The sequence below is a fragment of the Nostoc sp. genome (assembly GCF_036917195.1).
In the GTDB taxonomy this organism is placed as follows: domain Bacteria; phylum Cyanobacteriota; class Cyanobacteriia; order Cyanobacteriales; family Nostocaceae; genus Nostoc.
Genome location: NZ_JBALDG010000066.1, coordinates 216,715 through 229,266 on the forward strand (window position 1 = coordinate 216,715; position 12,552 = coordinate 229,266).

Annotated in this window: 12 protein-coding genes; 2 read left to right on the plus strand and 10 right to left on the minus strand. The window is 40.8% G+C overall.

Going from position 1 to position 12,552, the window contains the following annotated elements; genetic code table 11:
• Positions 1 to 70: 70 nt before the first annotated feature.
• The 6 genes from V7K40_RS21310 to V7K40_RS21335 form a co-directional block, all read right to left on the minus strand.
• On the minus strand, positions 71 to 982 hold the full coding sequence (locus tag V7K40_RS21310; RefSeq protein WP_334963159.1) for a DNA adenine methylase: 912 nt from the start codon (positions 980 to 982) through the stop codon (positions 71 to 73).
• Between the two features lie 708 nt (positions 983 to 1,690).
• Positions 1,691 to 4,354 carry a TonB-dependent siderophore receptor gene (locus V7K40_RS21315; protein ID WP_334963161.1) on the minus strand — a complete coding sequence of 888 codons (2,664 nt, stop codon included), beginning with the start codon at positions 4,352 to 4,354 and terminating at the stop codon, positions 1,691 to 1,693.
• Positions 4,355 to 4,470: 116 nt separating this feature from the next.
• Positions 4,471 to 4,677 carry a helix-turn-helix transcriptional regulator gene (locus tag V7K40_RS21320; protein WP_334963163.1) on the minus strand — a complete coding sequence of 69 codons (207 nt, stop codon included), beginning with the start codon at positions 4,675 to 4,677 and terminating at the stop codon, positions 4,471 to 4,473.
• A 45-nt stretch (positions 4,678 to 4,722) separates the two neighbouring features.
• The gene (locus V7K40_RS21325) at positions 4,723 to 5,142 is read right to left on the minus strand and encodes a hypothetical protein (protein WP_334963165.1); all 420 of its coding nucleotides are present in this window, start codon (positions 5,140 to 5,142) and stop codon (positions 4,723 to 4,725) included.
• 37 nt (positions 5,143 to 5,179) lie between these two features.
• Positions 5,180 to 5,710 (minus strand): TonB-dependent receptor plug domain-containing protein, encoded by a 531-nt coding sequence (locus tag V7K40_RS21330; RefSeq protein WP_334963167.1) that lies wholly within the window; start codon positions 5,708 to 5,710, stop codon positions 5,180 to 5,182.
• 22 nt (positions 5,711 to 5,732) lie between these two features.
• On the minus strand, positions 5,733 to 6,698 hold the full coding sequence (locus tag V7K40_RS21335; protein WP_334963169.1) for an AraC family transcriptional regulator: 966 nt from the start codon (positions 6,696 to 6,698) through the stop codon (positions 5,733 to 5,735).
• 338 nt (positions 6,699 to 7,036) lie between these two features.
• On the opposite strand from V7K40_RS21335, the gene V7K40_RS21340 reads away from it, so the two are divergent.
• A complete protein-coding gene (locus V7K40_RS21340) occupies positions 7,037 to 7,906 on the plus strand; it encodes an Rpn family recombination-promoting nuclease/putative transposase (protein ID WP_334963171.1) in 870 nt (289 codons plus the stop codon).
• A 14-nt stretch (positions 7,907 to 7,920) separates the two neighbouring features.
• On the opposite strand, the gene V7K40_RS21345 is transcribed toward V7K40_RS21340, so the two are convergent.
• From V7K40_RS21345 to V7K40_RS21360, 4 genes are all read right to left on the minus strand, one after another.
• A complete protein-coding gene (locus V7K40_RS21345) occupies positions 7,921 to 8,712 on the minus strand; it encodes an ABC transporter ATP-binding protein (protein ID WP_334963173.1) in 792 nt (263 codons plus the stop codon).
• 23 nt (positions 8,713 to 8,735) lie between these two features.
• Positions 8,736 to 9,659: a branched-chain amino acid ABC transporter permease gene (locus V7K40_RS21350; RefSeq protein WP_334963175.1), complete on the minus strand. Its 924-nt coding sequence runs from the start codon at positions 9,657 to 9,659 to the stop codon at positions 8,736 to 8,738.
• Between the two features lie 247 nt (positions 9,660 to 9,906).
• The gene (locus tag V7K40_RS21355; protein WP_334963177.1) at positions 9,907 to 10,857 is read right to left on the minus strand and encodes a branched-chain amino acid ABC transporter permease; all 951 of its coding nucleotides are present in this window, start codon (positions 10,855 to 10,857) and stop codon (positions 9,907 to 9,909) included.
• Positions 10,858 to 10,864: 7 nt separating this feature from the next.
• Positions 10,865 to 12,127 carry an ABC transporter substrate-binding protein gene (locus V7K40_RS21360; RefSeq protein ID WP_334963179.1) on the minus strand — a complete coding sequence of 421 codons (1,263 nt, stop codon included), beginning with the start codon at positions 12,125 to 12,127 and terminating at the stop codon, positions 10,865 to 10,867.
• 232 nt (positions 12,128 to 12,359) lie between these two features.
• On the opposite strand from V7K40_RS21360, the gene V7K40_RS21365 reads away from it, so the two are divergent.
• Entirely contained in the window at positions 12,360 to 12,539 is a 180-nt protein-coding gene (locus V7K40_RS21365) for a hypothetical protein (RefSeq protein WP_334963181.1), read from the plus strand.
• The last annotated feature ends 13 nt before the right edge of the window (positions 12,540 to 12,552 follow it).

Genomic DNA, 12,552 nt, shown 5'->3' on the forward strand with positions numbered 1-12,552 from the left:
CAAACTCTCATTACTCCGTGATCTCTGCGTCCTCTGTGGTTTGTTTTCCGTTACCTGTGCGTAAGTCCTATTAGAGTGAAATATCAAGGCTCAACTGCAAAGCTGGATTAACAAGCTTCTGATTTTTTGCTTTTTTATCCAAATAAAGTTTAATTTCGTAATTAGTAATGAATAACTCTTTTCCTTTAGCTGCACCACTTTGCTTATAGTTATTCATCCCATACTGCAATTCCCATGCTGAGATATTAGCCCATTGAAAATTCTCTCTAATTTGCGGTGAGTCGTCGTAGGTAATTAGCCAGCGATGATGACATTGTTGCAAAAGTCCAGCAAATCTCTGATGCTCAAAAGAGGTGTGCAAGTCACCGTCTTTACCATATAACTTTGATTTAGTAGCACTAAAATATGGTGGATCTAAAAATAAAAATACATCTTCTCCTTCTGCTTTTAATAGATGGCTGTAATCCAAATTAGTAATTTTTACATTTTCTGATAAGATATATTCTAATTTTTCTAATCGTTTTATTGAAGAATCAGTAAATCTTTTATGAAAAGCCTCTTGGGAAAAACCACCTGATTCTACAGTTCCTGAAAAAGTAATTCTATTAAGGATGAAAAAGCGAACAGCTCTTTCTAAATCAGATAAATTATTGACATCGACAGTAGTAAATTCTGCAAAAAGTAATTTACCATCTGTATATTTGACTTTAATATGTCTAATTTCTTTAATTAACTGAGCTAAATCAGATTGAGCAAACTTCCAGAATAAGAATAGTTCGCGGTTTAAATCGTTAATCCAAATCTTGATATCAGGAAACTTTTGTCTTAAATAAATAAAGACAGAACCACCACCTACGAAAGGCTCTCGAAATTCCGAACTCGCCCTGAGCGTAGTGGAAGGGAAGCTCTCTGGTAAATATTCAACTATTTGATTTATTGCTTTTGACTTACCGCCAGGATATCGCAGAGGGCTTTTGAGCATAATTCGTATAAATATCACACTTGGGGTAATAATAAACGTCGAAAGCCCTCCTGCTCAAAATGGCGATCAGGTTTCCTTAGAGGTATCACTATGTGCTTTGACCAAATCAGCATCAATGCTTTCATTGTCTGCTCCTGTAGCGTAACCAAGGTTAATACTTCCAGCATCACTTCGGAAGCGTTGGCGAGCGGCTTCTTTCTGTATTTCGGCTTGCGATTTTCACGTTTTATACCATTTCTTTGTGAGGCTGCGCCAAACCCTTTTAACTTCTTTCTTTCTTTGTGTCCTCTGCGTCTTTTGCAGTTCGTTTTTCTTTCTTGTACTTAAATATGGTTTAGCGCATCTTCATACAGAATAGCTTTATTAAGTGCAACTTCATAGAGAATTGGTATAACCTGCCGGATCGAGTTCTAAAAATCGCTTGGATAGTTTGTCGTCAATTGCTACGTTCTTGATCAAAGGTTGCCGTAGGCATCGCTTCTACTGTTGTTATTATCATCTTTAAACTCCAAAAAGCGTAAGCCTTTTATGGATGCTCGCTCACTTCTGTGCCATGCCTACGACCAGACAGATCCCCAACATCTCAAAGATGTTGGGGATCTTGTTTCTCATGATAATTAACAGCAGTCCTCCGCAACTGAACCAGTATAGGTGAAAAGGAAGCGATCGCTTCCATTAGAAGGGCTTAATGATAATATTCACAGATCATTAAAACTGCCACGAAATTGTTCCCAAAACTGTAAACGGTGCGGCAGGATACACACTGTCTATACTATCAGCACTTTCAAAGTAGTAAACATCAAATAAGTTCTTGATATTCAGCCCCACTCGCCAGTTGTCACGGCGGTAATAAATGGCTGCATCGGTTCGCACATAGCTGGGTAATGTGAATGTATTCTCCAAGTCTCCCTGTCTGTCGCCTACAAAAGTGACTCCACCCCCAAATCCCAACCCTTTCCAACCTCCAGTTTGAATTTCATAGGTTGTCCATAAACTGGCACTGTTTCGGGCAACATTACTCGGTTCATTCCCTTTGTACTCTGCTCTGGTATCTTCAGTGATTTCCGGATCGATATAGGCATAATTGGCAATGATTTTCCATCCCGGCAAGATTTCACCAGCGACATCTAGTTCAATGCCTCGACTGCGTTGTTCACCAACCTGAAGGCTAAATCTTGGATTAGCTGGATCGTCTACGATAATATTTTGCTTGGTAATTTGGTAAGCTGCTAGCGTTGCGGACAGTCTGCCATCGAAAAAGTCACTCTTCACCCCGACTTCAAATGATTCACCCTTAGTTGGCTCAAACGTAGTATCATCTGCATTTCTGGAGAAAGCAGGAGAGGGTTGAAATGAGCGACTATAGCTGGCGTATAAAGAGACTGGTTGAATAGGTTGGTAAACAATGCCAATGCGAGGGCTGAAGGCAGTATCTTGTTGATTGCGTGAGATACCATTTACTGTATCCTCATAAGAGGAGTCTACAAAATCAAAGCGTCCACCTAGCAAAATCTTTAACTTATCTCCAATTGAGATCAAATCCTGGGTATAGACACCGATAAAATTTTGAGGACTTTCTTCATCATAAGCTTTCGTATCAAATTGAATTGCAGGTCGGTCATAATTTGGGCTAAACAAATCGATGGTTGGGAAAGCGGGTGTTGGATTGAATATTTTTCGGATGTAATTAGTCCTACTTAATTCCAAGCCAAATAGTAAATCCTGCTTAACAATGCCAGTTTGAATCTTCCCAATTACATCAGTTTGTAGATTGTAATTCCGTGATTTAGCCTGATCAGATCTAGCGCCACGATCCACTGTTCGATTGTCTGCTCGTAGTCCTAAACTATAATCAAAGGTCTCATTATAATCTTCCAGTTCTGTTCTAAACGCATTACGAATTGACCAATTGTCACTGAATTTGTGTTGTAAACGGTATCCAAGCCCAACAAAATCCCGTTCTAATTTAAAATCTGGGTCATCGATAAACCGAGAGCGGGGAACTCTGCCAAGGGGGTTGGGTAATAGTGAACCTACTGCCGGAATACCTAAGTACTCTACTTTGGAGGTATTGAGATACTCAGCTTCTAGGGTCAGGATGGTATTCTTCCCCAGGTCAAAACTAATAACAGGTGCGATAAATGCCTGCTCAGTTTTCACAAAGTCCACAAAGCTACCAGAGTTTTCATACGCCATATTCAAGCGATAGCGAATCGTTTTGTCGGTATTTAAGGGGCCAGAAATATCCAATGTAGGACGGTAAAAATCAAAGTTACCAATGGTTCCTTCAACAGCGTAATAAGGTGTTGAAAGAGGTTGCTTAGTTACAATATTGAGAATCCCCCCCGGATCACCTTGCCCATAAAGGACAGATGCTGGTCCTTTAAGAACTTCAAGTTGTTCAATGTTCGCTACATCCAGACTGCGACTAAGGACGTTATTCCTGTTAAAACCATCAACAAAAGTACTAGAATCAGAGGAGTCTGCAAATCCTCGTAAAATGAAACTTTCACCAAACGTAGTTTGAGAACCACCGGGTCCAGCAGTTATTCCACTAACGTTAGAAACGGCTTCCCGAACTTGTGTAATTTGTTGATCCTTTAGCACTTGTTGCGGGATGACCTGAATCGAGGCAGGAATATCGCGGATAGGCGTATCAGTTCTCGTAGCAGTCGAGGCATCAGGCACGCGATACCCATCTTGCTCACCTGTCACGACCAACTCAATTGGTTCCTCACCCGGCGCTGATGGTTGCTCTGGTTGCGTTTGGTTCGCTGGTTGTTCTTGTTCAGGTGTTTGTTGAGTTGGTGCCTGTTGTGCAGTCGATGCAGCAGTTGTTAACCCGAAAATTAAACCTTCATCACTGTCAAATAACTCGACTGTCGGTAAGCTTGGCTCACCTATGACTGTGACTCGGATAGTATTGGCATCAAAATTCGTGACGGTTATTTCAGTAATTCCCGCAAGTGGTTTTTCAGAACGGAATGTAAATGCCTCGCCCGACGGTAAGCGCAGCTGGGCATTAGGAATATCAGCAATAAAACTATTACCAGCACTGCGATTAGTAACTTGTAATTGTTCCCCTTTGCTAGTTTGTAGAATTACCTCCACACCTAGTGTGGTAGGATTTGCTTTCACTTGCGTCACTTGCACAACTTCACTTGAAGGTGTTGCTTGTGGGGTTGACGATTGAGAAAGTAACCCACTAACATTTGTGGCTGGGCGTTCCATCTCGCTCAGTGACTTAATTTTTGTAATTAGTGTTGGCGAATTTTGTTTCACTTCTGCCCGTACAGATTGTGCCATAAACATTGGCAGAAAACTGATCACCAACCATAGCCAAATAATAGACGACAACCGCTGAATTCTCATCACAATTCCCCACACTCCAGTAACCAAAACCCTTTTTGTTGAGAAGATTTCTGAATAAACTCGAAGTGTAGATTACAGGAATTGGATGACTCACGTCTACCCCAATACAGAACTAATCATCGCCAAACAGACTTTTCTCCCAACAAACACTGGCTTGGAGAGATACCAAACTTACGTTTAAAAGCAACACTAAAGTGTGTGGGATTGGAGTAACCAGTCATAATTGCCACTTGCAGCACTGTGCGATTTCCTTCTCTGAGCCAGCGTTTTGCTTGCTCCATGCGTCTATCTGTCAAGTAACCAAATAAATACTGTAGTACCAAAGAGTCGCTGAAAATCACGTTGAAGAGTGCGTAAGCCCTTTGTGGCTACCCGAATTCAATCAACAACTGTCCAAATTCAATTAACGACTGCCCGAATTCAATCAACGACTGCCTGAATTTAATTAACGACTGCCCGAATTCAATTAACGACTGCCCGAATTCAATTAACGACTGCCCGAATTCAATTAACGACTGCCCGAATTCAATCAACGACTGCCCGAATTTAATCAACAACTGTCCAAATTCAATCAACGACTGCCCGAATTCAATATAGGAACTTAGCAAATTTGCTTTTATTAAACACGAAAGCGATGGCTTTGCCAACGCCTGCCGTAGGATGCCCAAAGGGCTGTAGGGCAATGCCAAAACTGACGAATTATTTGAGCGATGCCTTTGGCAACCCCAGAGCGTGTACGCAATTGTTAATTTTTGCTTGATTGCGTAGACGCTGACTTGGCGAGTCAAGAGACATGGCCTATTGTGTAGGAAGAATTCAGTGTGATTAAAGCAAGCGATCGCTTATTGGTCCTTTGAGTACCTCAATCCGTTCTAAATTAGCGGTTTCCACAAGACCCGTGTTACTGTCTCTAAAACCATCGCGTAGATTAACGGGTTGATCAAAACCACGAATGTTATATCTGTCGTTAAGACCGGCAGATGGAAATGACCGTTGGACACCACTGACATTACGCAACGCCTCTGAAGCTTGAATGGCTTGTTGATCCTCTATAACCTGCTGGGGAACCACTTGAATCGACTGAGGAATGTCACGCAGGGGTGTATCAGTCCGGGTGGCAGTGCTGGCATCTGGCACACTGTATCCATCAAGTTCTCCTGTCACCACCAACTCAATTGGCTGATCATTACTAGCTGATGGTTGCTGTGGCTGGGTTTGGTTTGTTGGCTGCTCTACTTGAGGTATTGGTTGAGTTGGTGCTGCTGTGCAGTAGATGCAGCAGTAGTAACCAAAACCCTCTTTGTTGAGAAGATTTATGAATAAAGAAGTGTAGATTACAGGAATTGGATGACTCACGTCTACCCCAATACAAAACTAATCATCGCCAAACAGACTTTTTTCCTAACAAACACTGACTCGGAGAGATACCAAACTTACGTTTAAAAGCAACACTAAAGTGTGTGGGATTGGAGTAACCAGTCATAATTGCCACTTGCAGCACTGTGCGATTTCCTTCTCTGAGCCAGCGTTTTGCTTGCTCCATGCGTTTATCTGTCAAGTAACCAAATACTGTAGTACCAAAGAGTCGCTGAAAACCACGTTGAAGAGTGCGATCGCTCACTCCCACAAGTTGTGCTAATTCTAATAATGATGGTGGATTAGCTAGGCAAGAGAGTAAAATTTCTCTTGCTTGGTATATACGCTCAACAGTTCCAGCTCTAAATCGCGGTTGTGGTTGCAGTCCACCTTGATCAGTAATTATTGGAGTTAACTGCAAGGTGATCATTTCCAGTACTTTCACTTGCAAATACATCCGCTTCGTGATTCCTTGATAAGGACAGTTAATGATTTGCTCTGCCACAGAGTGGATAGCAGCAGTCTTTTTGGGGTGTAGCATTGTCTGCCAATCATCACCTTTCGCCAGTAAGCTGAACTGGGAAGGAATTTCGCTGCCCTCTGTCGGGAAAAAGGTTCCCAATAGTGAAGGTGGCATGTGAATATCAACGCCCACAAACCGTTGAGATTTTGGAGTCTTGAAAGTCCATGAGCGTTGAACGCCAGCACCAGAGATCAGTGTATCGTCTGTGTTAACTCCTAAAAGACCGACACAAAATTGCAGAGGATGATTATATTCAGGAACTTCTTCCAATACATCATCGTGATATTCAGAGTCACTAATTGAAAGCCAGAGATGAGGATATACCTCAATATCTCGCACATATCCTTTGCCCAGTTGCTTGGGTACTTGATAAATAAATTCATTAGGCTCTGGGTTTTGTAGGCTGTTCAGTTTAGCTTCTGCCCACAGTTCCCCCTCCTCTTTGTGCGTTAGGGTAATTGTCATAGTTAGTAATAATGATAAAAGTTATTATTATTAATCATAGGTTAGTATGACGTTAGCAAAGCTTACGGTCGGTATCGCTTATAGCAGTTTTCAGTGACCACACAAGCCACGCGTAGGCGTAGCCAGCATTTAGACAAGCTCAGTGACTACCGTAGGCATCACCCAAATTTTTTTGTACTCATTCTTAATAACTTGCGATCGCGCAACCCCATCACTAGCCGTTACCAACATTGCGGACGAATAAAGAAGCTAAAAGCTTACTTGATAAATAATCTTTAGATGTAATACCACACTTCAAGTTACGATAAATCTCACTTCTTGAGAGCATCTACACCCCGATGGCAAAACCTGCTGATGTCAGCACCAAAAAATTAATCAGTCTGGCACCCGACAACTGGGTAAGATGGGTAACACAGATTCCAAATCTCGTTGCTGGGGAAATTCTCACCAGTGAATTTCAGTGGATTAGCCGAGAAAGTGATGTATTAATCCATGTCACAAGTCCCCAGGAAGGAGAATTTCTGCTTCTTAACGAATTGCAATTACGCTATCAATCCAAAATGCCACGTCGGATGCGTGCATACGCTGCACTTGCAGAAGAAAAATATAATTTACCAACATACCCCGTTCTCATCAACATTCTTAAAATCGGTAACAACGAAATACCCACAAGCTTTACATCAAATATTGCTGGATTACGGGCAATACAAGATTATCGGGTAATTAACCTGTGGGAAGTCGATGTTAACATTGCTTTTGAACAACCTTTACCTTGCTTACTGCCGTTTGTACCCATTCTTAAAGGTGGTGAAAATGAATCTACTATTAGAGAAGCATTGCAAATTCTCCGTGCTGATGAACAACTAAACCAACTGGAAACGGTCTTAGCTTTTTTTGCTACGTTTGTTTTAGAAAGTGCCCTAATTCAAGAAATCATGAGGTGGGATATGACTGTATTACGTGAGTCGCCTTGGTATCAGGAAATTTTACGTGAAGGAGAAGCACGCGGGGAAGCACGCGGAGAAGCACGCGGGGAACTGCGAGGAATACTTTCTAGTATTGAAATTAATTTAGAGTTGAAATTCGGTGATAACGGGTTACAGTTAATGCCACAAATCAACCAAATTAATGATTTAGAGCGTTTGAAGACAATTTTACGGAATGTTGTAACTGCAAATAATATTGAGGAATTGCAACAGGTTTTGTAATTTGAGACAGATAGTCATTCATTGCCTAAATAAGCCTCAATCACCGCCGGATTATTTCTGACTACAGATGGTTCACCCAAAGCAATTAATTGACCGAAATCTAATACCGCAATGCGATCGCACAAACCCATAACCAAAGGTACATGGTGTTCAATCAGGATGATCGTCAAATTTAAGCGATCGCGCAGGCTGCGAATAAATGCACTGAGTTGCTGCTTTTCGTTGGGGTTCATCCCCGCCGCCGGTTCGTCGAGAAGTAAGATTTGCGGTTTTAATGCTAAAGCGCGGGCAATTTCTAAGCGACGCTGATCACCGTAGGCAAAGTTTTTAGCTTTTTCGTCAGCGCGATCGCTCAAGCCAATCATATCCAATAAATCTAAAGCTTTTTGCTTAGTTTTAAATTCTTCACTAGGCGCTGGTGGTAATCCCAAAACTCCTGTAATCATATTACTTTTAGTGTGTAAATGTCGGGCAATGATCACATTTTCTAATGCCGATAATTCCCCAAACAACCGGATATTTTGGAAGGTACGGGCGATACCTAAAGCAGCAATTTGATGAGGACGCAGTTGGGAAATTTCTCCACCTTGATAAATTAATTGACCGCTAGAAGGTGGAATGAAAGCGGTAATCAAATTAAACAGTGTTGTTTTGCCAGCACCATTAGGGCCAATCAGTCCAAAAATCTCATATTTATTTACACTAAAAGATACATTATTAACTGCTACTAGACCACCAAAGCGGCGAGTCAATGCTCGTGCTTCTAAGACAATACTGCTGTTAGCTGCTGGAGTACTATGTGACATTTTTGCATATTATTATGAATAGTTCACTTTGGGATTTTGCGTCTTTGGAAAATATCTGGAGTAATTAGCCCTTGGGGGAAAAATATTGTACCTATTACTATTAGTAAGCCAAAAATAATTAATCTCCCATCGCGCAAAAATTGTGCTAACCAATTAGGTAAACCACCAGTATCAGCTAGGCTTCGCAGAATTTCTGGTAAGGCTGTAAATACTATACCTCCGACTACCGACCCTAAAAAAGTTCTTGAACCACCAATCAAAACAAAAGTTAAATATATAATACTGGCATCAAAAGTACCTTGACGAGCATTCCAAGTATTCAAGAAGTGGGCGCTAATTGCACCTACAACCCCTGCAAGCATAGCCCCTAGTGTAAATGCCAAAACTTTGTAATAAGTGGGATTGATTCCCATTGCACCCGCTGCTAATTCATCTTCACGGATAGCTATAAATGCCCTTCCTACTCGGATGCGTTCTAAACGGTAAAGTAACACCATACTAATTAATAGTAAGGGCAAAACAATCCATAAATATTCAAGTTGTGTTTGGAAAGGTTGAGGAATGCCAAAAATCCCGACAGCACCGCCTGTAATATCCAGATTGAGAGAGATGACGCGCAGAACTTCTACAAAAGCAATAGTAGCGATCGCTAAATAAATTCCTCGCAACCTCAACGCTGGAATTCCCACTACTACACCCAATAAACCAGAAATTACACCAGTAATTAACATCTCCAATAACAATAATGGAATGGGATATAAACTACTACTAGATGTCAAAACTTTTGTGGAGAGAATTGCTGCAATATACCCACCTAAAGCATAAAATCCTGGACTAGCTAAAGACAATTGCCCTGTCATTAGCGGTAAGTAAAGTGATAATCCTAGTAGCGCCCCTAATACCATAGAGACAATTAAAGAACCGTAAGCAGTGAAAAAATCAGCCATTTTAAAATATATTGATTAAGCTTAATAAAACTATCATTTTCATCAACTCTAGCGCTTAAAAATCAGTTTTAAAAATCTCTCTATTCTATTTCTCCGTGTATTCTGCGCCTCTGCGGTCAATACAGTTCAAAGCATTTCTTTCTTCTCTTTGTGTCCTACCCTGCGGTCAGCCACTTTGTGTCTATGTGTTCTTCTCTGCGAGACGCTGCGCGATTGCGGTAGCCTGCGGCAAGCCGATAACGCTACGTTAAACTTTTTGAATAAACCGCCGTCCTAGTAAACCTTGGGGTCTAACTAATAGCATGATAAACAAAATTCCAAAGGCTACTGCGTCTTTATATCCAGAGAATTCAGCAGGAACAAACGCCTCCACTAATCCAATTACCAAGCCTCCCAATACTGCACCAGGAATACTACCCAAACCACCTAAAACAATTACCGCTAAACCCCGCAAACCAAAAGCAATGCCGAAATATGGCCCAGCAATACTAACACTAGAGGCGACTAAAGTTCCTGCTAATCCTGCTAAAAAACTGCTGATGAAAAATGTTAAAATAATAAAGCGATCGCTATTAATTCCTAACAAACTAGCTGTAGTTGCATCTTCTGCGATCGCCTGCATTGCCTTACCATATTTAGTTCGATTGATAAAATAGGTAAGAATTGCCACAATCACAACTGATACAGTAAAAATTACCACCTGAACACTACGAATAGGAATTGGGTTTTCTGAACTACCAAAGTTAATAGCAGGCGGCAAATTTCCGTAAGTATTTGCAGGGTATGTGTAACTTTCTGCGCCTACTAAATACTGGATTAAATTCACAATTACCACTGCTACCCCTAAACTGGAAACAACAGTTAGTAAAGGGTCAGATCCTCGACGGCGCAAAGGTTGAAAAGCAACACGTTCCATAACTACCCCTACCAATCCTGCCAAGGTACTTCCTAAAATCAAGGATATAGCAAATGGTAATTTTATCGGCAGGGCTGCATTAGCTAACAAGCCGTTAAATCCAAAGTTACCACCCATGAGTGCAAAAGTGAAGTATGCACCCAAGGTAAAAATCGCACCATGAGCTAAATTAATGATGCCCAAAATAGAATAAACCAAGGTATATCCTAAGGCAAAAATTGCATAGACACTGCCGATAGATAAACCATTTAATAATTGCTGTAAAAATAGATTTATATTCATTTAGCAACTATTTGAGGAATATGAATTTACCTTGACTTCCGTCTTTTGCCATTTTTATTTGGGCAACATAGAAATCTTTTTGAACAATTTCACCTTGAGGAGTAAAACCAATTTCACCCAGTGGTGTATTGTATGTTCCGACAAGGATCTGTTTGTTTAATTGCGTCCGCAATTCTGGTAGCTGTAATTTGTTAACTTTGCTGTTTTTATCTAAAGCTTGGAGTGCTTCGACATAAACCTGCACTGCTGCAAAAGCTTGAGCGCTAAATTGGGGTGGCTCTTTTTTATATTCGTCAGTATAGGCTTTATGAAATGCTGCGTTAATTTCACCTGGATGTTCTGGACTGTAGGCTTGAGCAATCAACACGCCATCACAAAGTGCTTTACAAACTGTCAATACATTCGATGTATTTAGACCATTTCCACCAACAATTAAGCCTTTATAACCTAGTTCCCGCAATTGTCGCACTAAATTACCACCATCAGCAGCCAAACCAGAAATAATGATCAAATCTGGTTTGAGATTAATTGCATTGGTAGCTTGGCTTTGAAAATCTGTATCACTGGTTTGGAACTTTTGGACTGTTACCAATTCTAGCCCTTGATCCTTAACTGTTTGCTGAAAAATTTCTGTTTCTGACTTGCTAAATGCATCATTTTGAGCATAGAAAACTGCGACTTTTTTCAGTTGGGGGTTCTGCTTAAGTGCAGCTTTCACCGAATTAGGCGCAACGATGGAAACTGGTGCAGAAACACGAGCAATGTAATCTCCAATTTCGGGAATGTTTTTAGCAGTATTCGATGGCCCAAGAATTGGTACTTTTGCCCGTTCGCCAATTGGATCAGCACTAAAAGCTTGTTGTGACAAAGTTGGCCCCACAATCCCAATAACTTTATCTTTGTTAATTAAAGTTTGAAAAGCGTTAATTGCCCCTGCTTCATCACCGCTAGTATCTTGAAACACTAATTTAATTGGAGTGCCATTAATACCACCTTTACTATTGAAATACTTCTGGGCAAGTTTGGCTCCAGCAACTTGCTCTTGACCTAGTAATGCTACATTGCTAGTTTGGGCAACGGCAATACCGATGGGAATAGCACCTGACAATGTACCCGTTGTGGCTGCCGTATTGGTTGCAGTGTTATTTTGGGTACTATTTGGACTATTATTTGGAGAATTTGTCACAGTGCTAGTGCCACCACCACAGCCTGTTAGTAGCAAAGCGCAAGTTGATAATAATGCTGTTGTCCGAGCGATCGCGTTGTTCATCGTTAAATAATCATGTAGTTATTAGATATTCGGCAAAAGCTAATAGTAAATTTCATAATCTGCAAACAAAATGACGCAGATTCACACTTTTGCACGAATTCTATTAAATCATTCTTATTTGACCATGCAAAGCCAAATTTTCAAAGTGTTTGTCAATACAAATTATAATTAGCCGTGATTTTACCATGTCAGGTAAAACAAATTTTTACCTAAATTTTACCTAAAATTTACTTTGGTAGAGTTTAATTCAACCAATGTTCATGCAACGGCTGATAATAGCAGTTTGTGGAGTGGGCCTCAGGTTGGTCATGGAGTAGAACAGGAAGGTCTGCTATTCGAGGATGCAACTGGGCAGGCAAAACTAGTGAGTTCAGAAGCATTAGCGAATTTATTTAAACTTTTCTCTAATTGAACCGAGTGTGTTG

Coding starts and splice junctions, on each gene's coding strand:
- V7K40_RS21315 (WP_334963161.1), bottom strand. CDS start 4,354: ATGAGAATTCAGCGGTTGTCGTCTATTATTTGGCTATGGTTGGTGATC.
- V7K40_RS21355 (WP_334963177.1), bottom strand. CDS start 10,857: ATGAATATAAATCTATTTTTACAGCAATTATTAAATGGTTTATCTATC.
- V7K40_RS21340 (WP_334963171.1), top strand. CDS start 7,037: ATGGCAAAACCTGCTGATGTCAGCACCAAAAAATTAATCAGTCTGGCA.
- V7K40_RS21360 (WP_334963179.1), bottom strand. CDS start 12,127: ATGAACAACGCGATCGCTCGGACAACAGCATTATTATCAACTTGCGCT.
- V7K40_RS21310 (WP_334963159.1), bottom strand. CDS start 982: ATGCTCAAAAGCCCTCTGCGATATCCTGGCGGTAAGTCAAAAGCAATA.
- V7K40_RS21335 (WP_334963169.1), bottom strand. CDS start 6,698: ATGACAATTACCCTAACGCACAAAGAGGAGGGGGAACTGTGGGCAGAA.
- V7K40_RS21345 (WP_334963173.1), bottom strand. CDS start 8,712: ATGTCACATAGTACTCCAGCAGCTAACAGCAGTATTGTCTTAGAAGCA.
- V7K40_RS21350 (WP_334963175.1), bottom strand. CDS start 9,659: ATGGCTGATTTTTTCACTGCTTACGGTTCTTTAATTGTCTCTATGGTA.